Annotated in this window: 17 protein-coding genes; 5 read left to right on the top strand and 12 right to left on the bottom strand. The window is 40.9% G+C overall.

Features of this window, described 5'->3' with window-relative positions:
* Positions 1-177: 177 nt before the first annotated feature.
* Complete coding sequence (locus ACPK8D_RS03195; protein WP_424716399.1) at positions 178-783, top strand: acetate uptake transporter; 606 nt, start codon at positions 178-180, stop codon at positions 781-783.
* A 211-nt stretch (positions 784-994) separates the two neighbouring features.
* On the opposite strand, the gene ACPK8D_RS03200 is transcribed toward ACPK8D_RS03195, so the two are convergent.
* Positions 995-3,817 carry a cation-translocating P-type ATPase gene (locus tag ACPK8D_RS03200; protein WP_424716400.1) on the bottom strand — a complete coding sequence of 941 codons (2,823 nt, stop codon included), beginning with the start codon at positions 3,815-3,817 and terminating at the stop codon, positions 995-997.
* Positions 3,818-4,427: 610 nt separating this feature from the next.
* A complete protein-coding gene (locus ACPK8D_RS03205) occupies positions 4,428-5,726 on the bottom strand; it encodes an NCS2 family permease (protein ID WP_424716434.1) in 1,299 nt (432 codons plus the stop codon).
* A gap of 253 nt (positions 5,727-5,979) precedes the next feature.
* Between ACPK8D_RS03205 and ACPK8D_RS03210 the strand changes: the two genes are divergently transcribed.
* On the top strand, positions 5,980-6,903 hold the full coding sequence (locus tag ACPK8D_RS03210) for a UbiA family prenyltransferase (RefSeq protein ID WP_424716401.1): 924 nt from the start codon (positions 5,980-5,982) through the stop codon (positions 6,901-6,903).
* A gap of 164 nt (positions 6,904-7,067) precedes the next feature.
* Here ACPK8D_RS03210 and ACPK8D_RS03215 read toward each other — a convergent pair whose 3' ends face one another.
* Together ACPK8D_RS03215 and purH are read right to left on the bottom strand one after the other, a co-directional pair.
* Positions 7,068-7,853: a helix-turn-helix transcriptional regulator gene (locus ACPK8D_RS03215; protein ID WP_424716435.1), complete on the bottom strand. Its 786-nt coding sequence runs from the start codon at positions 7,851-7,853 to the stop codon at positions 7,068-7,070.
* Between the two features lie 926 nt (positions 7,854-8,779).
* Positions 8,780-10,396: a bifunctional phosphoribosylaminoimidazolecarboxamide formyltransferase/IMP cyclohydrolase gene (purH, locus tag ACPK8D_RS03220; RefSeq protein WP_424716402.1), complete on the bottom strand. Its 1,617-nt coding sequence runs from the start codon at positions 10,394-10,396 to the stop codon at positions 8,780-8,782.
* A 385-nt stretch (positions 10,397-10,781) separates the two neighbouring features.
* Here purH and ACPK8D_RS03225 point away from each other — a divergent pair, with 385 nt between their 5' ends.
* Both ACPK8D_RS03225 and nth read left to right on the top strand, forming a co-directional pair.
* Positions 10,782-12,134: a dihydrolipoyl dehydrogenase family protein gene (locus ACPK8D_RS03225; protein WP_424716403.1), complete on the top strand. Its 1,353-nt coding sequence runs from the start codon at positions 10,782-10,784 to the stop codon at positions 12,132-12,134.
* A 117-nt stretch (positions 12,135-12,251) separates the two neighbouring features.
* Positions 12,252-12,965 carry an endonuclease III gene (gene nth / locus ACPK8D_RS03230; protein ID WP_424716404.1) on the top strand — a complete coding sequence of 238 codons (714 nt, stop codon included), beginning with the start codon at positions 12,252-12,254 and terminating at the stop codon, positions 12,963-12,965.
* A 13-nt stretch (positions 12,966-12,978) separates the two neighbouring features.
* Here nth and ACPK8D_RS03235 read toward each other — a convergent pair whose 3' ends face one another.
* From ACPK8D_RS03235 to ACPK8D_RS03250, 4 genes are all read right to left on the bottom strand, one after another.
* Positions 12,979-13,284 (bottom strand): PDGLE domain-containing protein, encoded by a 306-nt coding sequence (locus ACPK8D_RS03235; RefSeq protein WP_424716405.1) that lies wholly within the window; start codon positions 13,282-13,284, stop codon positions 12,979-12,981.
* Positions 13,281-13,946 (bottom strand): cobalt transporter CbiM, encoded by a 666-nt coding sequence (cbiM, locus tag ACPK8D_RS03240; RefSeq protein ID WP_424716406.1) that lies wholly within the window; start codon positions 13,944-13,946, stop codon positions 13,281-13,283. Before cbiM ends, ACPK8D_RS03235 begins: the two co-directional genes overlap by 4 nt.
* Before the next feature lie 581 nt (positions 13,947-14,527).
* Entirely contained in the window at positions 14,528-14,896 is a 369-nt protein-coding gene (locus tag ACPK8D_RS03245; protein WP_424716407.1) for a hypothetical protein, read from the bottom strand.
* Between the two features lie 159 nt (positions 14,897-15,055).
* Positions 15,056-15,580: a hypothetical protein gene (locus tag ACPK8D_RS03250; protein WP_424716408.1), complete on the bottom strand. Its 525-nt coding sequence runs from the start codon at positions 15,578-15,580 to the stop codon at positions 15,056-15,058.
* A 1,081-nt stretch (positions 15,581-16,661) separates the two neighbouring features.
* Here ACPK8D_RS03250 and ACPK8D_RS03255 point away from each other — a divergent pair.
* Complete coding sequence (locus tag ACPK8D_RS03255; protein WP_424716409.1) at positions 16,662-17,330, top strand: class I SAM-dependent methyltransferase; 669 nt, start codon at positions 16,662-16,664, stop codon at positions 17,328-17,330.
* 213 nt (positions 17,331-17,543) lie between these two features.
* Here the strand turns inward: ACPK8D_RS03255 and cbiQ are convergent, their stop codons facing one another.
* From cbiQ to ACPK8D_RS03275, 4 genes are all read right to left on the bottom strand, one after another.
* Entirely contained in the window at positions 17,544-18,350 is an 807-nt protein-coding gene (cbiQ, locus tag ACPK8D_RS03260) for a cobalt ECF transporter T component CbiQ (RefSeq protein ID WP_424716410.1), read from the bottom strand.
* A 37-nt stretch (positions 18,351-18,387) separates the two neighbouring features.
* Positions 18,388-19,428 (bottom strand): ATP-binding cassette domain-containing protein, encoded by a 1,041-nt coding sequence (locus ACPK8D_RS03265; RefSeq protein WP_424716411.1) that lies wholly within the window; start codon positions 19,426-19,428, stop codon positions 18,388-18,390.
* A 492-nt stretch (positions 19,429-19,920) separates the two neighbouring features.
* On the bottom strand, positions 19,921-21,522 hold the full coding sequence (locus ACPK8D_RS03270) for a helix-hairpin-helix domain-containing protein (protein WP_424716412.1): 1,602 nt from the start codon (positions 21,520-21,522) through the stop codon (positions 19,921-19,923).
* Positions 21,522-22,265: a hypothetical protein gene (locus ACPK8D_RS03275; protein ID WP_424716413.1), complete on the bottom strand. Its 744-nt coding sequence runs from the start codon at positions 22,263-22,265 to the stop codon at positions 21,522-21,524. Before ACPK8D_RS03275 ends, ACPK8D_RS03270 begins: the two co-directional genes overlap by 1 nt.
* Positions 22,266-22,287 lie beyond the last annotated feature (22 nt).

Here is a 22,287-nt window from a genome sequence, read left to right on the forward strand (position 1 = left end):
TTATATATTTATAGTGTATTGAAAATATATTTACTGTCCTTAATTATAAGTATTAACAATTACATATCTCCGAAATGTAAAAAAACAGACTTCAAAAACAGTTTATTATCTTAATACAAATTTTTTACTGGAAGTTCAGGCTAAATCTCCGGTTAACGGGAAGGAGGATTTGATTTTATGAGTCAAAATATTAAAGATATTATGAGTGTTCGTGATATAAAAATAACGGATTTATCCGCAAACCCTGCTCCTCTGGGTTTGATGGGTTTCGGAATGACAACCGTGCTTTTGAATATACATAATGCAGGCTTCTATCCGATGAACGCGATGATCCTTTCTATGGGCTTCTTTTACGGCGGATTGGCTCAGGTTATTGCCGGGATCATGGAATGGAAGAAGGGTAATACTTTTGGGACCACAGCTTTTACCTCATACGGGCTTTTCTGGCTCAGTCTGGTAGGACTTGTCCTGCTACCTAAGGCTGGAGATAATTTTACCGGGTTTGCCACAGAGTCGTTTCCCTTTGCTGCATACCTTTTCATGTGGGGACTTTTCACCCTTTACATGTTCATAGGCACACTAAAAGCAACAAGGGCTCTACAGGTTGTTTTCCTGACCCTTACAATCCTATTCTTCCTGCTTGCAGCTGGGAATTATCTGGGCAGCACGGAAATACTTACAATCGCTGGCTATGAAGGAATTTTTACAGGACTTTCAGCAATTTACGCTGCTATGGGTCAGGTACTGAACGAGATGTATGGAAAGAAAATGATTCCTTTGTAATAATTATAGTCTATTATTCTGGGCTTCTTGCCCTTTATTTCCAATTTTTGGTAGTTACCTGTCAGGATTTCCTGAGAAATCCCTTTTTTATTTCCTTTTTGGGCTGTTTGTGCGTGTGCAGGCTATCTTTCTCAGAATGCAAGGGTTTCCTACCGGGAACACTTTCTTGAGAGCCAGTTTGTATATTACTATTTTCTGGAAGATTTCTCATTTAAGACCTGGCTTTACGAGCAGCTCCCACTCTTTTAAAGATCTCCATCACAACAATGATAATTCCAGCTATTATGAAAAAGCTAAACCACCTTTCAAGCGAAACCGGACTAATGCCCAGAAGATCCTGCATTAAAGGTATGTTCATAGAAAGAATATGGAGTCCCTGCATCAGGATCACTCCGGTGACCAACAAATAATTATTTCTTAATGGTACCTGGAACACGGAACGGTATTCAGAACGACAGTTAAATACATGGAAGTTTTCGAAAAGCACCATCAAAAGCAGCAGTAGATTGCGTGCTTCTACTTCGTCATAGCCTCTGCTCGTAAACCATCCCCAGGCTGCAAAAGCCACAATGCCTATGGTTATCCCCGAAGTCAATGTCTGCTTAATCATGAGGCTATTAAAAATTCCCTCTTTCGGTTTTCTCGGTTTTCTACGCATTGTTTCGGGTTCACCGGCTTCGAAGGCTAAAGCTACTCCCTGAATTCCGTTTGTAACCAGGTTAAGCCAGAGAAGCTGTACCGCAAGCAGGGGTATCGACAGGCCCGCAAAGAGCGCCAGTGTGAAAAGAACCACCTCTGCAAGCCCGGTTGAGACCAGAAGATAGGTGACTTTTCTAATATTATCATATGCAACTCTTCCTTCCTCAACGCCTGCAACAATTGAAGAAAAAGTATCATCAGTTACTATCATTGAAGCCGTATCTTTTGCCACGTCCGTTCCTGAGCCCATAGCCACACCAATATTTGCCCTTCTGAGTGCAGGGGCATCATTGACCCCGTCCCCTGTGACAGCAACAAAATGACCTCTCCTTACAAGCGCATCAACAATATGCATTTTCTGCACTGGTGTGACTCTTGCAAAAACCCGTGCTTCCTCGAGAGTAGCGATAAAGGCAGGAGTTTCCGGGTCCCCAAGCTCTTCCATTTGTCTGCCAGTAATCATCTCTTCCATCGAATTGGCAATTCCAAGCTCACTGGCTATTGCAAGTGCGGTTTTGGGATGGTCTCCGGTAATCATCACAACATCAATTCCAGCCTTTTTACAGGTTTCTACCGCTTCTGTGACATCAGGCCTTAAAGGGTCTATGAATGCTGTAATGCCCAGAAAAGTGAGCTCTGGCCTGGCGGATTCAAGGCCAGGATCGTCACCTGCTTTTTCCGGAAAACCATCAGCAATTGCGAGTACGCGATATCCCTTTTCCATCAAGGAATTCAGTTCCCGATAGAGAATTTCGGGATCAATCGGGTCTTCTCCTTCTGAAGTATTCATTTTTGTACAGTATGGAAGGATAGCTTCTATAGCTCCTTTGACAGCTATCCTGAGAGAATCACTCTTATCTTCCTTATAGTATACAGCAGAGTACATCCTCTCGGATTCGAAGGGAACTTCAGCAATTATCCTTGCCTTATTCCTGGCCTCACCAGGATCGATTCCCAGTTTGGATGCAAGCGCAAGGAAAGCAACATCTATAGCATCTCCGTGGTGCACCCACTCTTTATCTTCCTGAAAAAGTGCACCTTCATTGCATACAGCAGCCGCAAGTGCAAGCCTTCGAAGCCTTTCCATGTCCTCGGTATCAGGAGGATCTCTATTTTCTCTCCTGACTTCCCCGATAGGTATATAGCCCTCCCCTGAAACTTCAAAATAATCTCCTGGGGGCAGCAGAATTATTTTCGCGGTTTGCTGATTGACAGTCAGTGTTCCTGTTTTATCCGTCGCTATTGTAGTGCAGCTCCCAAGGCTTTCTACGGCAGAGAGTCTGCGAACTATAACATTTCTTTTAGCCATTCTGGTGGATGCGATCGAGAGGGCAACGGTAACCCCGACTGGCAATCCCTCAGGAATAGCTGATACTATAAGGGCTATTGCAAGGAAAAAAACTTCAACAGGCGCTATACCCTGTAAAAGGGCAACTGCACTCATCAAAAGACTTGCCGCGATTACAAGGATTCCTATTTTCTGGGAAAAATCTTCCATTCGTATAAGAAGAGGTGGTTTTGCCGGCTCGGTTTCTGTGACAGCGCGTGCAATCATACCAACTTCAGTCCGATTGCCGGTTGCAGTCACGACCCCACAGCCGCGCCCTGTAATTACAGTGCTCCCTGCATATGACATATTATGCCGGTCACTTACAGGCGTGTCCTGTATCAGGATATCTGCAGTTTTCCGCACGGCGGCGGATTCTCCTGTAAGGAGTGATTCGTCAATTGTAAGGTTTGCTGCATAAAGAATCCTGAGATCGGCAGGGATACGGTTTCCGGATTCGAGCAAGACAATATCCCCGGGAACTATCTCTTCAGCCGGAATTTTCAGTTCGGCTTTTTTTCTCCTGACTCGAGCTGTTATCTTCAAGATGGTCTGCAATTGAGATGCGCTTTGCTCTGCTTTCCATTCCTGCATGGTGCCAATTATTGCATTGATTACCACCACGAGGAAAATGAACCCAGCATCCTTGATATCGTCCAGAAGAATTGAGATAATCCCTGCTATGAGAAGAATATAAATTAGAGGACTCTTGAACTGGTGAAGGATTATTTCTGCCATTCCTGGAGGTTTCCTTGTCGGAAGGGTATTTTTTCCGTATTCTTCCAGCCTTAAAGCTGCTTCTTCAGGTGCCAGACCTTCGGATGAGGTAATAAGTTTTTTGAAGATTTCTTCAGTTTGCAGGGCATGCCATGAAGTAGCATGTGCCGAGCCATCTTCTGAAGAGTCAAAAGCCTCCGGAAGTTTTTTTGAGGAACTATAATCTCTCTCTTCTCTTGGATCGGGTTTTCTACGATCCTCTTCAGGGATATCCGGATCTATCTGGAACATAAATACCCCCCTTTCCAATATCTCCTCTCTTAAGGCATATGATGTAAATACGATCCTGTTTTTGCCTTCCTGTCTTTAGTTTTTTGTCTAGCTGATCTCTTCTCCAGTAAGCCTCCCGAGTACATCCACACAGAGAAATTATACGATTCAGGCAATACCCCCAGAGATTATTTTCATACTTAGGCGAGCTAAAATGACTGATTGAGGCTGTCTATGGTGTGGCTTTAAATTCCTTTATACGGGACAGAAGTACCACATGAAATCGAATAGATTTGCAATTAGCTGAGCACACTTACAGTTAATCCCCCTTCACTACATAGATTGCTTATTATATAAATCGCATTTTGATAATTGCAACTTTTATAAATTATAAAAATTAAAATAACGTTTTGATTGCATTATCTTTGAGCCGGTTTCAAAACTATATTTATTATTCACTCAATAACAAAAATATTTTTAAAAAGGGGGGTTATACCCGGCTTTCTCCGTATAACTCTATGCAAGCTCTAAAACTTGAGATCCTGACCAGGCTTTTTGCCTTCCTGAAACTTATTTCGGAGAATACTAATCCTGAGCTTTTCACTTTCAGTTCTTTAAGTCCCGGGATTTCTTAAAGGTATATTTCCTTTAACAGGAAGACCAGAGATAGAAAAACCATAATTAAACTTATATCTTTAAGTTTTCCGCTTCCGACTTTTATCGCGGTGTAGGAAATTATGCCCCAGACAATTCCTTCGGCAATTGAATAGCTGAAGGTCATCACCAGAATTGTAACTGTTGCAGGGACAACTTCGGTCCAGGTTTCAAAATCGAGATCTCTTAAGCTCTGAATCATGAAAATCCCTACCATGATAAGGGCAGGAGAGGTTGCATATCCCGGAATAACGGCTGCTATAGGGGAGATGAAAACCGCAAGCAGAAACAGTCCTGCCACTACAACTGAAGTAAGCCCTGTTCTTCCTCCTTCCTCAACTCCTGATGCACTTTCAACGTAGGTAGTCACTGTAGACGTTCCCATAACTGCACCGGCACATGTGGCAATGGCATCGGCCATAAGAGCCTGTTTGGCTCTGGGAAGTCTTCCCTCCTCATCCAAAAAATCCGCCCTGGAAGAAACTCCAACCAGAGTGCCCACCGTGTCAAAGAAATCCGTAAAGAGAAAGGTGAACATTATCACATAAAAGTCAGGATTGGCAAGAAGCGAGAAATCAAACTTGAAAGCAATGGGAGCAAGAGAAGGGGGCATTGAAAAGAATCTGTCAGGAAATTCGGTAATACCCAAAACCATTCCCAGAACTGTCACTGCAATTATCCCCCAGAGAATTGCCCCCCTGACCCTGTAAGCCTGCAAAACTATCATAAGAGTAAAACCAAGTATAGAGAGAAGTACTGTTGTTTCCCTCAGGTTCCCCAGAGTTACAAAGGTGTTAGGATCCTGAACAATAATCTTTGATCCCGTAAATCCGATAAAAGCAATAAAGAAGCCGATACCCGCACTTATTGCAATCTTAAGGTTTTTTGGAATCTCGTTGACTACGGTCTCTCTGAATTTTGTCAGGGTCAGAAGGACAAAAATAATCCCATCGATAAGAACTGCGGTAAGGGCAGCCTGCCAGCTTATATTCATGCCGAGAACGACAGTAAACGCAAAAAAGGCATTCAAGCCCATTCCGGGAGCCAGGGCAAAAGGATAATTGGCCCACAGCCCCATAATAAGAGTTCCGATCGCCGCTGAGAGACAGGTTGCAACCATGACAGCTCCGAAATCCATCCCTGTGCTGCTGAGGATAGTGGGGTTTACGAAAATGATGTAAGCCATTGTTACAAACGTAGTCAGCCCGGCAAGAGCCTCGGTTTTGGGATCAGTTTTATTCTGGCGTAATTTGAATAACTTTTCCAGGATTTCCATTGGTGCCACTCGATAAGTTTATTTAATTTTATTGTTTTCGACGCCTGTAAATATTCTGATTTCTTATAGGACGTATGCCAATATCTTTTTTATGGAATAACGAGAACATAATTTCCTTCTAAAAATAATTGTTAGTTTACTCAGCTAGTATTAGTTCATTTCTCTAAAACGTAGTTAACTCCTCATATCTTATACACATTGTAAAATCTTCTATTGAGTAAATAATATTTGAAAGTGCTCCAGTATTACTTTTATGAGCTCCAATGTATTTTTCGGAAGTTTTGAACGCTTTCTCAGGTACAGACGAAAGAATGCCCCCGAATTTAAGCAAAAGAATGCTACACTAGAACTCTTAAAAAGTTCCGTTTTAGTTGCGTTTTCAGGCGCATTAAGAATTCACATTGCTTTCCTCCTGCTTCAAATCCATTCCAGTATATTTACCTGCATTGCGGGAGGACTTGTAATCTATAGCGTATATACGCTCGATAGGGCCCTTGGCTCCGAAGAGGATATTGTAAACCGGAAGGAGTTAAGTGGTTCAAGAAAGGAAATAGGGCTTGCAGCCTCTATGCTTACCTTTATTATAGGGAGTTATATACTGGCAAAAGAAGAAATGCTTGCACTTGCACTCTTACCTTTCATAACTGGCTTCCTTTACAGTAAAGGGATTAAAATCGGAAAATTCGCCTTGAAACTCAAAGGTGGACTTGGAGTCAAAAACTTTGTTGTAGGTCTCACCTGGGGCGCTTTTATCTCAGGACTTGCAGGCAGTACCTGTAAAAGCATGCTCCCTATAATTCTAGTTTTCACTTTCTTTGGTGTCAAACTCTTTATCAATTCTGCCGTGTATGACTTCAAAGATATTAAAGGAGATACTCTCGCAGGTATCAAAACCCTTCCTGTAAGTCTTGGGGCACGAAATACCCGTAATTTCCTTCTCGGACTGCACCTGCTGTCCCATCTGATACTTGGTATTGCGCTGATTAACGGAGTTCTTGCTTTCGAGCCTCTTATCGTCTTCTACAGCTTCATTTGTGGGCTGATCTGCATCCAGAACTATACAAAAACTGATGATGAGGAGCCTTCTTTCCGGAAGTTAGAAAGAACGGTTCTTGTGGACGGAGAATCAACCTCGATTGTCGGACTGAGAACAATTGCGGGTGCTTTCCTCGCATAAAATATGTATCCGGAATGGGGTCTATGCTCAGGTGCGAAAGCAATAACGCAGGCAAAATATTTCAGAGAAAACGATCCAGTTCCCCGGAAATTTACCGGGACGAAAACCCGAATCCCATTTCCCTATCGGTTTTAAGATTGCTTTCAGGAAATCTTCAACAGGCTTTATAGATTCTTTATTTCAATTGAGTTCTCTTTATAATGCTTAAAAAGATCCTCTCCCCATTTGATTGAGGACGAGTCAAAACCTATCAGGTCATTTCGAGGATCAAAGGTTCCGTTTTTGAAAAAGAGCGAAAGGGATAGAAAGCGATCTGTTACCACGAAGGCTACCTTTGCGTTGTCGTATACATGGAAACTCGTGTGTTTAAATTTAAGGAATTCTTCAATTTCGGCACTATGCTCACTCTTTATTTTGAAAAATACATTGGGCGTAACAATTATGGAAATCGGAATATTTTTGCGGGCCAATTCCAGAAACATTGGGGGATGGCTTGGAAGAAAAATGGATGAAAAGCCCATAAAGCGAGTAGAAGACAGCACATTCTCCAGAAAGGCCTTATGAGTATCATAAATATGCTCGTGTTCATCTCTTATGATTCTACACTCTTTAAGCTCCAGAATTCTGTTTAAGAGTATCTCAGGAATTGCAGCAAGATCATGATCTCTCCAGAATTCTTCGTTTGTTTCTATAGCTGTAAGAGTATCCAGGAAGGGTTTGTAATATATGGCTGAAACTTTTCCCAGGCATGTCAACCTATACATTCCCTCCTGCCTGATAATCAAATTTGCGGCTTCCATTTCTTTAAGACGAGGCAGGATCTCAGGTGACCTTACATCAAAATAATCTTTGATCTCGGAAAGAGTTCTCGGATTCTCCTGAAGTAAAAATAGAATATCCTTCCTTTTTTCAGAAAAGGTGAGAATGCTTAAAAGTCCGCTGGATTTCACTTCTATCAACTCATTATTTTTTGTATGTTTCTGGAGGTACTCGGAGCTTAATGTCCTTAAATAAGTCCTTTGATTTTGATTTACAATAAATAAAATTTAAGTTTTATATTCCTCTTATTTTTTATATTGAATTAAGGGGCAGTTATATCCGAATGATATAGCAATACTAGAATGCTATACGAATTCAATATATATTACCTTTTTCGAAAGTGTAATTAATTTTTAGTAGTTTTTCTCTCCGATTTAGAATTGTACGTACCTGTCTTCCGAAAATGCAGGCCATCTCTTTGAATAACTTTTCTGAATATTAAAAGAAACTTTATATGTTAATGGTATCAAATTATTTTACTAATATAAAGTTCAGAATTGATCGCCGTGAAATATAACAAAATTCATAATTAAAAAATTAATATTTAAAATTGAGATATATATTAAGTAATTTAAAAGAGTACGTAAATACTTAAATGGAAAATATATTAAAAATGGTAGTAAATAAATTTTATCTGTATAATTTCCAATTTATTAAATAGTAACATTAGTGGTAACATTCGTGGGAATAGTAACATTAGTGGTGGCATTCGTGGTAATAGTAACATTAGTGATAACATCAGTAGTATTGGTAATAAAAGTATATTCAATAGAAAGACCGTTAAGAGAACAGTTAATTAATTCTATGGCCCTGATAGATTTTACAGATCTACTTGCGGATCTCACTTAAAAAACTATAAAATAGTAATCAAAAAATATCTATTTTCTGTTGAATTTTAAGTGATTGATTTTCCTTTTATACTCAAAACGGTACCAATTGAGTGCGAAGGCTCCTCGAAGTTAAACGTGGAAATTAAAGTTTTCCCTGCCTAGGCACGGCAGGGTTATTCGGATTCTGTCTGCATTATTTGTTATTATAAATACCTTGAAAAAGGTTCTCAATGGAGGAAGTGGCGCATGCCTGTAAAGATCATGGCAACTCCGAGCCGGTTTGCAGTAGCAATGACTTCGCCGTCCCGAATTGATCCTCCTGGAGAGACTATGTAACGAATGTCATTCTCTGCGGCATAAACTATGCTGTCATCGAAGGGGAAAAAGGCATCCGATGCCATTACGCACTCTGACATAATTTTCTGGCAATAAGCTTCAAAAGAGGTTGCAGGATGTTCCCGTTCGTAAATTATCCTGAGATTTTCCACAGCTTTTGTAGCTGCCAGTTTGCGAATCGAGTCAACCCTGTTCGGCTGTCCTGCACCCATAGCAAGTACCATGAAAAATCCTGGCTCGTATTCGTGAGCAAGGATCACTGCGTTGGATTTAGTTGCCTTGCAGGCTTTCAGGCAGAATTCCGACAGAGAGCGTTTCTCTTCGGGATACGAGATGTCTGTGACTGACTCCCATTTCTCGTAGAGGCCGATATCACGAGTTTGCTTGAGCATGCCTCCGATTATATACTTATACGTGTAATCTGTCCCGAAAACTTCTCTGAGCTCAGGCAGTCTAAGGAGTCTAAGATTTTCACTTTTATTTTTCAGGTATTCAAGGGCATCGGGCTTGAAGTCAGGAGCAAGAATAATTTCCACAAATTTCCCATTCAGAAAAGTCGCAGCCTCAAGGTCAAAGATTTCATTGGTGCAGATTATACTTCCATAAGCCGAAATAGGATCTCCATCCCAGGCAGCCTGCAGAGCCTGCAGGAGTGTGCTTCCGGTAGCAAGCCCGCATGGATTATTGTGTTTTACAATTGCCACTGCAGGAGAGGCGTTCCCGAGTTCTTTGACCGTCTGAAGGGCGTTGTCGGCGTCCACATAGTTATTATAGGAGAGTTCTTTTCCATGCAACTGGGCGGCTTTTGCCAGGGTAGGACCTTCTACTCTGGGGTCTTTATAAAAAAAGGCTCTCTGATGCCAGTTTTCTCCATAACGGAGTTTTACACCCTCGGTAAAATTCAGGCGGAGTATGTTTTCTCCGAGCAGGGTCCTGCTCAGGTAGGTATCAATGGCTGCATCGTAATCCGTAGTATGCTTGAAAGCCTTAACTGCAAGGGCAGCCCTGGTTGGTTCAGAAATCACTCCGGTTGAACGCAGTTCCTTCAGAACATGCCCGTAGTCCGATGGGTCGGAAAGCACTGTAACCGAACGGTAGTTTTTCGCTGCCGAACGAAGAAGGGTTGGGCCCCCGATATCTATGTTTTCGATGGCCTCCTCAAGCTCAACACCTTCCTTTGAGACCGTTACCTCAAACGGATAAAGGTTTACAGCGACCATATCAATGAGGGAGATATCTTCTTTTACAGCTTCAGCCATCTGTTCTTTGCTTTCTCGCAGGCATAAGAGCCCGCCATGAATTCTCGGGTGGAGAGTTTTGACCCTCCCTCCCATCATCTCCGGACAGCCCGTAACTTCCGAGACATCGGTAACTTCTATGCCGGCGTCGCGAAGAATTTTCGCGGTCCCGCCTGTTGAAATAATCTTCACGCCAAGTGATTCAAGCCCGCGTGCAAATTCTGCAATTCCGGTCTTGTCTGAGACGCTGAGCAGTGCCCTTTTTACCAAAAAATCACCAATATACTTGCTTTAAAAATTCCTAGCTATAAAACTTATGGTCTATATGTTATTATATTAAAAAGGAGTCTTTTTCTTGGAAAACCGGACTTCAATTCTGCAAACCCGGTATCTCCATCAAGGTGCTGCCAGAACTCTTCTGGGGGTATAGTTCTTTAAGTTTTTGGTACTTTGTATGCATAACTCCTTGAAATTATACCATGATTAGCTTCTTTCAGGAAAATATTAAGGTGAAATATTTCTTATCTGGAACCGGAATTCAGGTGAAATACTTATTCTTTGAAATCAGAATGGATAGGAAATGCATATAAAATATGGCTTTTAAATCTCTTTTTAATCCATTTCCGGAAATAATCTCAAAGGGCTGGGGAGTTGAATGGAAAGGAAATATGATATTATAATTATCGGGACGGGTACTGCGGGCAGGACTCTTGCAGGCAGGGCACGATCATCAGGATTGAAATTTGCTATTATTGACTCAAGGGAGTATGGAGGGACCTGCCCTCTCAGGGGCTGCGATCCAAAAAAGGTGCTTGCAAGTGCATCTGAAGCTACGGACTGGAATAACAGGCTGATAGGAAAAGGTGCAGGGACAAAAGACCCTTTAGAGGTCGACTGGCCTTCACTTATCGAATTCAAGAGAACTTTTACTGAAGGTTATCCCCTTGAAGCTGAAAAAATGTTTACGGATCTGGGAATTGATATGTATCATGGGAGAGCCTATTTCGCCGATGAAAATACAGTCGTTGTAGGAGAAGACCGACTTAAAGGAGAATATATTTTCATTGCCACGGGCTCAAAGCCCAGGAGACTGGGCATACCTGGCGAAGAATACCTTACAACAAGTGAGGGTTTCATGGAAACTGAAAAGCTCCCTCAAAAGATTATTTTTCTCGGGGGCGGCTACATTTCTTTTGAGTTTGCACATATTGCGAGAAGGGCAGGGCCTGAAGTCTTAATCCTGCACAGGAGTGAAAAACCGCTCGGGCCTTTCGATCCCGATATGGTCGATCTGCTTGTAAAAGCCTCAGAAACCGCAGGCATTAAAATCCTTACAAACAACCCGGTAGTAGCTGTAGAAAAAGAAAACCACGGCTTTCTGGTCAGAACTGAGTTTAAAACCGGGACAGGGTCAGAAACCCGGACTTTTCATGCGGACATGGTTGTGAACGGGGCCGGGAGGGTTCCTGATATCGAAGACCTGAAACTTGAAAATGCAGGCGTTAAGGCTGAAAAAAAAGGTATTATAGTTGACAAACACATGCAGACTTCAAACCCGCATATTTACGCCGGAGGAGATTGTGTGGCTGGCGGCATGCAGCTCACTCCCGTAGCAACCCTTCAGGGAAAAGTTGTTGCTTCTAACATTCTGGATGGAGACGGCGCAGAAGTTGATTACACCGGTATCCCCAGTGCGGTTTTTACCATTCCTGTCCTGGCTTCGGTAGGAGTCAATGCCTCTAAGGACAGCAATAAGTACAGGGTAATCTTTCGGGACCGACGCAGCTGGAATACAACCCGCAGGGCCGGGACCGAGTTCGCGGCTTCAAAAGTGGTTCTTGACGAAGCCGGCGACCGCATAATGGGAGCTCATATACTTGGCCCGAATGCTGAAGAAGCTATAAATATTTTCGCTATGGCAATAAGGCTTAACCTCAGCGTATCGGACATAAAGAAAGTAATCTTTACCTATCCTACGGTGTGTTCGGATATTCCCTATATGCTGTAACTTGCAGGACCGGATACAGGCACTCAAACTTGTCTGGAGTTTACTCAAGAAAATCCGGTCTCTGCAAACATATCATTCCTGACTGACACCCATAACAAATTCGAAAATGGAGTTATTATGCCTGAAAGAAAGCCAGAAAAACCTTATATGCAGGATTTTGTTTCCGAATACGACATCCCTGACAATACACAGAATTTCGACCGGATCTGGACTCTTCTAAAGGAAGAGTATCCTGATGTAAAACCCTCTCTTAATTACGGCAATCCCCTTGAACTTCTTGTGGCAACCGTGCTTTCAGCCCAGTCAACCGATGTCCAGATCAATAAAGTGACTGAAAAACTGTTCAAAAAGTACAGGACTGTAGAAGACTATGCCATTGCAGACCTCAGGGAGCTTGAAAATGATCTTTATTCCACAGGCTTTTACAAAACCAAGGCGAAGAACATCAAAGCTGCTGCGCAGATTATTGTTGAGAAATACAACGGAGAAGTTCCGAGCACTATGGAAGAACTGATCAGTTTGCCGGGAGTAGGAAGAAAAACAGCTAATATAGTGCTTGCCAGGGCATTTGGAATAGCTGAGGGAGTTGCTGTGGATACCCATGTAAAAAGGGTTTCAAGAAGGCTGGGATTCACTAAGAATTCCGATCCTGTTAAAATTGAAAAGGATCTTATTTCGCTTGCTCGAAAGGAAGACCTTGATTCGATCTCCATGACCCTGATTTATCATGGGAGGAAAGTCTGCCAGGCAAAAAAGCCAAAATGCCCATCCTGCGTTGTGAACCAGCTCTGCCCTTCGAGTGTAATATTTATGACCCGGTATTATTTATGAGAGCATTGAAAAGTCAGGCTTTCTTTTTAAACACTTTTCCAAACCCAAAACTGATTGCCAGCACTGCAAGCGTTCCAACTGCTATTGCTGCTACTTCTCCGCTTTTGCCCATACCCTCAATCGAATAATCAGCCATTGGAGAACTTAAAACTGGTTCCTGTTCCTCAAGGTCGGATAATCTGGACTCCTCGATCACGCCTGAAGCAGCGCTTTCAAGTCCGTCGGGGTCAGGAGATGCAAGGAAAGGGGCCAGAACAGAAAGCAAAAGCGCAATTGCAATTCCCGTATAAAGGAATTTCATATTCGAGTTTCTGCTCATGCGTGAGCCTCCTTTGTGTACTTATCCGATCTGGCAATGAAATTATCCTCAAGAAGGTCAGGGCGGGATTTTGCAATAGCTGTGATCGCAACTGAGGTGATAAGCCCTTCACCTATGAAGCCAATTATCAGGTGATAGGTGCCCATGGTAATGAGACCTGGAACCAGTGGGAAAGTACCTGCAATCCACATCTGAACTGCACAGACCATTGACGAGATAAACAGGCCGAACCAGGCACCTCCGAAGGCTGCAATGCTTGTGCCTGTACTCTTGCGAAGGGCAGCATAGGTATAATATCCAACAAACCCGGAAACGATGCCCATATTCAGAATGTTTGCTCCCATTGTAGTGATCCCGCCGTCACCAAAGGCGAATCCCTGTACAAGTAGCACCAGAGTAAGTACCAGGACTCCAGCCCAGGGGCTTCCGAAGACGATAGCAACAAGGGCTGCTCCTACCATGTGCCCGCTTGTCCCCATTCCGATAGGAATGTTCATGGCCTGGATTGCAAAGATTCCTGCTGCAAGGGCGGCAAGAACAGGTACTTTCATTTCGTCAAGTTCATTTTTTGCCCATTTCATTGACATTATTATAAATGGGAGGGCAATTACCCAATAAACCAATGCCTGGGTTAAAGGTATAAAAGAATCAGGTATATGCATTCTTATTTCCCTCTCTTACATCCGATTTCTTATTCTCTTATTTGACTTTGATATAAGCCAATAATTTCTTAAAGTGTCCCTTTTAATAAGGTAAAAATACCCAAAAAGTCAAAGTTTGCCGACTATTAATGTTAGTGAAAGCTGACCTATAATCCCTTATGACTGTTCACGATATGCATTCCCATATGAATATCGTGAAAGATTTTAATATAAATTAGATAACTCAGTATTACATAAATACATTTTGGTATTACTTTTTTTGACAATTTTTTGTACAAGTCCGATTAAGTATTCTATTTTCTACAACTAAATCGAATATATATTCTTATAAGGCCAACTAGTATTAATTTATAGATTTTAACTTACGATTTCTTGATCGTTCTCTCATTATTTCTAAAAATACCTGCGCACTTCATCTTATTTATTTTCATCTATATGCATTTTTCAATTTTTCTTCATGCAGGTTACTTTCTTCATGCAAGTTACTTAGAAGACACATTTAGCTGAATAAAGCGCATTAAGATAAATTTAAACCTGTTATGGCACCACAGGGTTCAAGCCTTTCAAGGATATTTTTCAATTTATCTCACGTTTGTACCCTGACTACTATCGATCCTGTCATATAGTTCTTTCAAATCCTTGCGTAACCTGTTAACTTCATTCTTCCAGAGTTTTTTACTGGATTCCGGACAGGAGCCCATTTTCAAAGCTGCGATTTTCGCATAGTTCAGGGAAACTTTTCTGTTGCTCCAGGAAAGGCCGAAAGCCAGATCGGTTTTTTTGATGCTGTATTTTTCGTGGATCAGGAATTCATAAAGCTCAGGAACCTGATTCAGCTTTTTTTCGGAACTCTCGGGAAAGTCTGGGGCAAGGCCAACCAGATTCCGGAGATGAGACTGGACGCCACAGCTTTCGGGGCACAGTTTCTCCGAGTTTGCAAACTTAAGCATCTCTCTGAATTCAAGGAAAATATCCGTCTGCCCAAAACCTGAGGGTAGAGTTTTCCCGAGGAAAATAAGGATATGGATGCACTCGTGAAAGAGGATTTTTGCTATGAGGAACTCAATTCTATCCTGAAGGTTCCATAACCTTTCGACCAGCTCCCTTTCCTACAACTCATACGGATTTACCAGGACAAGGGATCTATATATGATTTTCCTGTCTTTTCTGGAAACGATCTTCTCCGGCTCGAAGGCTAGCCCCTGCATCATTCCGAAAAATTGCACACTGACCGCCAGATCCCAGCAGTGTTCCCATTCTCCGGAATGCACACATTTCACCCGATAATATTTTCCGTCAAAGTGGACCCTTTTTATTAACCGGTACAGATCTTCGCTTTGTTCTTTGATGAGAGCTTTTATCACGGGTTCCCGATAAATGTTCAGGTCAAGATAAAGAAGCCCTGGAGGAAAGAACGAGAAGTCAGAAACAGGAGAAAAAGCAGGATAAGAAACAGGATAAGAAACAGGATAAAAAACAGGAGGAGAGCACTGGACAATAGAAGGGACCGGTGAAGGAGCCAGTGAAGATGCAGGGAATAACTTGCCCCACGCTCTGTGTACCAGCAAACTGTTTTTTTCCCCTGGTGAAACTTTTTTTGCTCTTATTCCCTGCATCATAAATCTGTCCCTCATGATCCTATCCTCCCCATATTATTAAGTTAGTAGTAATACTAAATTCTATTTTAGTATTAATTAATAATAAAATAAGTTAAATAATAAATACTTTGTCGTACTAAAATAAAAATTAGTATTAATATACTGGGTAACAAAGAAATTGAGATCCTTTGAAAAAAGTAAATAGTTGTAAATAATTTATGTGAGAACCATAATCTAACTTGTTTCTCAACCCTAACCTCAGGAAATTCCTGTAGTTTCCTTCACTTATTTCCTCTTCTAGTAATAGCTTTTTCAATATCTTTTTGCAGATTTTACGCTGAAATTTGCTTTCTTTTGTTGCTCAATTGCTTTAGATCTTTTAGAACCCTGTGGATTACAGGAACCGGAGAACTTAAACTTTTTAATCTCAAACTAACTTACGCAGATTTATTGGGATATTTCTATTTTCTTGATACTAACTGTTCACCTGATTTAACATCATTAAATTGTGTTTTTGTGTTATTTTTATGAATATATTTATCAGTTTGTATGCAGATTAATAACGAATAGGAAATAATTTATTTTAAGAAAACAATACCTAGTATGAGCCAGAAATTGAGAAAATCCTGTCTGGCAAGGAAAGGAGTAAAATATGCCTGAAGAAATTGCGAGAACAAAAGTTATTAGATTAAAAAATACGCGCATAAGAAACCTGAAAATAAAGGGTCTTAAATCAAAACCTTTTGTCTTAAAGAAACTGACACTAAAAGATGTCAAATTTGATAGAGTCAAATCCTGACATGCATGAAAATTGACTTCAAATTTACATCAAATTTGTAATCCTGATTAACTTTTGGGTGATAGTCGGTAAATTTCCCGCTGAATTGTACTCAGCAGGTGAAAGATTATTATTTTAGTGGTTCTGGAAAGTTTTCCTATATAAAGGAGACCTGAGAAATCAAAGAGCAAAGATTATGAAAAATAAAGATAGATACGATTCTTTTTTGGAAACTTTGGAGGAGTTTGTATAGACTGCAAGAAAGTTATTACCAGTTACTGGAACATACGGTCTTCCACATACACAAATGGGGTAAATGGTTTTGATGAAGAAGAACGCATGGTCTGGGGACAAATATTTGAAAATTCTCTGCCTTCAGGTAAGCGTTTGAAAATACTGGACGTAGGCACAGGTGCTGGTTTTCTCGCCCTTCTCTTTGCTGAGATGGGTCATAACGTAACAGGCATAGATCTTTCCGCAGGCATGCTCGAGAAAGCGAAGCATAACGCAGACAATATGGGCCTTGAGATTGATTTTTTCCATGGGGATGCGGAAAACCTGCCTTTTGAAGACGGTTCTTTCGATCTGGTCACGAATAAATTCCTGCTCTGGACTCTTCAGCAGCCTTCCTTTGCTGTCAGGGAATGGAAGCGCGTTCTTAAACCGGGAGGAATGGTTTTTGCCATAGATGGAGATTGGTTTGATCCCCGACCAAGCAGACGCGTTAAAAGAACACTCTCTGAGTGGACAGAGAAGTTTGTGAAAAAGAACTCGAACGCTTCGATCTTCAAACATCATTATGGGCCAATTCGGAGTTCTCTACCTCTCTATGAGAAAATAAGTCCTGAAAATGCCTCCCTCCTCTTTTCAGAAACCGGATTTGTAAATACTTCAGTCAATCCTCTTCTTGAGGTACAGAAATTTAAAAAAAACAGGCAATCACTCCCACAAAGAATTCTTGGAAACAATTCGATCTTTCTGATATCGGGACAGAAAAAGTTAGAATAAGTTCCTGCTACGCTGGATAAGCTATACAAAAAATGCGGACATTTATTTTCCCATTGTTAACAACTCTCTTTTCCATTTTTTGTATTAGAGATAAAAACTTCTGAGACTGCATAAGTGGTTTTCAAAAACCTGTAGCTATTAACTTGTAGCCATTAAACCTGTAGCCATTAATACTCAGTTCTCAGAAGAGTTAAGGAAACAATGGAAGCAGTCTTAAACATAAAGATGGATGAATAATATGCAGCCTGCACTCAGGAGCAGAAAAAAGACGTCCTGAGTTCTGATTTTTGTTCTGTAATACGCCTTTTCGTATCCACTTCCGTAGCCTCTGCAAAGCATGCTTATATAGGTCCTTTCTCCTTGCTCGTAGGAGCGTATGAAAATTGCGCTCATACTGTTTCCTACCTGCTCGATGACCCATCTTCTTGGCACGTTTTTGTTCCAGATATCAAAGAGCCTGGTCTGCTGTGCGATCCTTATCCTTTTGAGGACGGCCCAGAACAGAAAGAGATAACGTACCATCATGCTCAGGAGCAGAGTAAATTCCCTTGGGATGCCTATCCTGTCTGCTGCTGCAACCATATCTCTCAGCCGCGTAGTGGAAGATAACAGGACGACAGCTGTTATGCAGACCAAAAATTTCGCAAGCAGCGTACTTCCAAAGGCAAGTCCCTCATAAGTTATACCGAGTCCGAAAGGCAGGTCAAGAGGGTATGGAGTATAACTTTCTATAAAGGAAGGTCTTAGGAATGGCTGGATAAGGGCAATTCCGAGCCCGAATGGTAAAATCGCAAGAATGCGAAGGAAAAAATATTTTAAATCCAGCCCTGCGGCAAGCACAAGGAACATCAAATAGACTTCTATGGCAAGAAGGCGGAACATATTTTTTTCGTGAATCCGGGGTAGGCTAACTACATAAATGATTATCGCAAGCGCAAAAAGCAACTTTATCCTGGGGTCAAGCCTGTGTAATGGACTGTTTTTATAGGATTCACGTTCAATGTCCGTGAGCGTTACCATTAAAAGTTCTCCTGTGCAGAAGATTTTTCTCTGGCTGTCACTTCATCCCTGCCTTTTGCTGTCCGGAGCTTATGAGCCGCAATACTTCATCTCTGGCTTTTTCGGCTGTTATCTGTATATTGACCTCGAGTCCTTCCTGCTGGAGCATCTCGAACACTTCAGCTACCCTCGGAAGTCTTAAATGGGCTTTCCTGAGGAGGTCGGGATCGCTGAAGATCTCATCCGGGCTTCCATCGGCTTCAAGTTTCCCATGGTGGAGGACAAAAACCCTTTCCGCAAAATAAGGAACAACATCCACATCATGTGTAGAAAGGAGCAGGGTGATTCCAAGGTCCCTGTTCATCTTCATAATCAGTTCAAGAACGCGGGCAGAACTGAGAGGATCAAGACCGGCTGTTGGTTCGTCAAGGACTATGACTTCAGGGCGCATGGCAAGGATGCCTGCAATTGCCACAAGTTTTTTCTGCCCTCCGCTTAGATGATGCGGGGCTCTTTCTTCAAAACCTGTGAGTCCGACCATCTCAAGGGCTTCTTTGACTCTTGTTTCGACCTCTTTTCTGGATAGACCCATATTAATAGGCCCGAAAGCGATATCTTCTTCAACACTCGGAGCAAGCACCTGGTCATCAGGATCCTGGAAGACGATTCCTACGGTTTCCCTGCAGGCCCGGACATTCTTTTTACTTACTTTTTCCCCCTTTACCAGGACTTCCCCTGAAAGAGGGCGGAGGATTCCGTTAAGGTGTTTAAATAAAGTTGATTTTCCTGCTCCATTAGCCCCAAGCACTGCCACTCTCTCTCCTTTGAACACCTTGAGGTTGATTTTATCCAGGGCGTTTGAATCAAGATGAGGATATCTATGGCAGAGATCTCTGACCTCCAGTACAGGAACGCCGCTTCTTTCAGGAGCCTGGCCCGATTTTTCGGAACCGGCTTCGGATTTATGGCTCCTCATGCCTGCGTTTTCTTTCGGGAAGGTTGCTGCTTCTTCGGAATTATGTGGGGAATTCGAAATGCTCATTCTGAAAACGTCCTGTATGAAAATCGCGTCTAACTGCTGAAAACTAACTTTTTTCAAAATAGTGTTACAACTAATGAAGTTATCTTTTTTATGCGTTATGGTTTGCACTTTTTTACGTTTCCGTATCAGCTTACAAAAATAAATTCATTCTTTTGAGGGGTAACATCTAAATTCAGTTTCTCCATAATAAGTAACACGCTCATATGCCAAAGTATTAAATAATTCCTCATCGTAACTTAATATGTCATACGAACCGACAAAAACAGATATGTCTCCTAAATCTGTTTAAAGAGCCTGCAACTTTGGTTTTCTCACCTGTATATATAAAGTCAGGTGGGAAGCCGCAGTGCTAAAAGAGAGCGGAATGGGAATACTCCATCTCTTTCGCCTTTCAATCTTATTATTCTTAAAACTATCCAATAGTATAGAGCCCAATTTGAGATCATTAAATGCAGATAAAGAAATCTACGGTGAATAATTCGAGAAACTTGATAAATAGAATTTCTCATAAATCCCGAATCATTAAATTTTAAAGTATTTATATAATTTTCATCCAGATAAGTACTCATAAATTGCTGTTGTTGCAGCGCTATACATTCTTCTAGCTCTCTTATCTCCTACATAGCGCGCCTCTTTTAGTTTCTCTTCTTTAGCTCTAAGAACTTCTTCTATTGTGTTAATATTTATAGATTTTAATCTTTCTTTTTGCCATTCTGTAATATCCAAAACTTCAATAGACTTACTCATTTGCTGCCTCAGTACTTCTGACATATCCAAAGATTCAGTTAAATTAGATACATCATTGAGAAGATCTTGATAAAAAATATGATTTAAGCCGTATTCACTCATTCTACTAACAGAGAGGTTTTTTACTATTTCGATAGCAGTAGAAGTAGGTGTCGCTTCGAGCGCAAATAAACATCCTAAATTTACCATATAACGAGTGCCAATCTCAGAACGTGTAGCTTTTATTCCTTTTGAATGCTGGCGCACTATTCCTGTGTAAGCTAGAAGGCGCAATGCTTCTTTTACTAATTGGGGAGAATCTCGATGAATCCAGAAGTAGCACGTTGATTTCATATTTTTTTGATTTTTTTCATTAAGGCCTGGAAGGACCTCTTCTTCGATAAATCTGCGTCCCCAATCAACTAATAACTTATGCCCACTATATTTTTCAGCAAGATCTGAATGCTCAGACCATATATTAGTTCGATAATATTCACGGATTACTTTATTGACTTGAGCGCTATTTACCTTGTTAGCGCTTAAAAGTGTCTTAAACAATATTCTTGGATTGCCACTAGAAGCATATGCAAGCAAAGAAAAGTTTGCTTCGTTTTTGCCTATATCTCTTATAATAGAGCTATCAGCTTGTTTTTCAACCATCTTTTTCATATAATTTATATATTCTGGTGACTTAATGTCGCGGTCAAGAGATACCATAGTCGCGTCATGCTCTGGTTGAAACGATTCTCCATAATATGTTACTCCTGGATATACAGCCGCATTGCATGTTATATAGGGACTTCTAAGGTCTCTATATAGAGTAAAAAATTGTCTTTGCTGTTCTGGTAAAAATACATGTGCAGCCTCATCAAAAAAGATAACAAAACGATTTATATTTAGGTCCAGACACAGATCTTCGATTATGTCTTTCAATTCATCGGTAGTTGGGAGAGCATCAGTATTAATCTCACGAGTAGGATTTTTCCAAGAGTTCTCAAACTCTTCTGCTATTTTTTCAATTTTAGTCTTTTCTTCAAGATTTAAAGAATCTTCTCCACCGAGTATCGAAATACTTGGAGATATTTTTGAGAGAAACCCAAATTTTTTAAGAGTTCTCAGAATCTTACTACATAAACGTGCTAGCATCCAATGTTGGAATCGTTCACTATCTTTTGAAACGACAAAAGAGGATTTTGAGAATGATTCATATACTGGAAGTATTCGCTTCTCCTCAAATTGATTTGTGAGTTCTGCTTCTGCTACACGAAAGAGAAATGACTTTCCTACTCCACGACTTCCTACCAATATAATAGGATTGCGTTCTTTTAGAGAATCAATTATTAACCGATTATCTTCGGTTTCTACAAAAAAATCGAGAATTTCTTCATTTTTTATACTCTCTGTTCTATAAATAAATTCCTGCATTATTTTTCCTCCGTGTCGTTCCCGAAGAAAAGGCGAATAAACTCTAGATGTCCTAATTCGTCACAAACAATATGCTCTAAATTATTTTTACCTACATTGTCTAAAGTCATTAGATATCTCGCACTGAGTGCAAAAGATACTACTTGACGAACAGACTTTGCTTTATCAAGCCAAGCATAATGTACATTTGAAATAAACTGTAACTTCTCTGGTAACGAATCATGAGTGTTTGAATTCCCATGCACATATTCTGAGCACTCACGATAGACTTTCGTTGCAAGGGTTTTATAATGTAAAGCTTCATCAGCTAGATCTTCACAGAACACTTCGACGAATTGTTTAGAAAAAACTCCATTGTCGTTATCAACCAAAATATTCCATTTTATATCCCCATTCTTTTTTTCCCATATCCTGAAATCAAGTTCATGGGCTGAAAAATGCACTGATGTGAGAGAAAGTTCCAAAAAGAGACGTAGTGCCATAAATGCTTGTCTATATTGACCTAAAGCTAATGCCAAAAGGGAAAACTGATACTCACGGGAAGCTGCTTGGAGAATGGTAACTTCAGGTCTTAGAGATAATACTCTCATCCATATTTCTAAATCGGACAAAAAATTGTGGCTCCGATTGAAATCGATTTCTTCCGATTCAAGAGATAATTCTAATATTTCTCCACATCGCCGGTACAAATCGCGATAATACTCTTTGATATTTAGATGCCTTGGATTGTCTTTACCTGTCATTTATTTTTCGCTATAAGAACAT

Origin of the sequence: Methanosarcina sp. (genome assembly GCF_049706645.1) — an archaeon.
In the GTDB taxonomy this organism is placed as follows: Archaea; Halobacteriota; Methanosarcinia; order Methanosarcinales; family Methanosarcinaceae; genus Methanosarcina.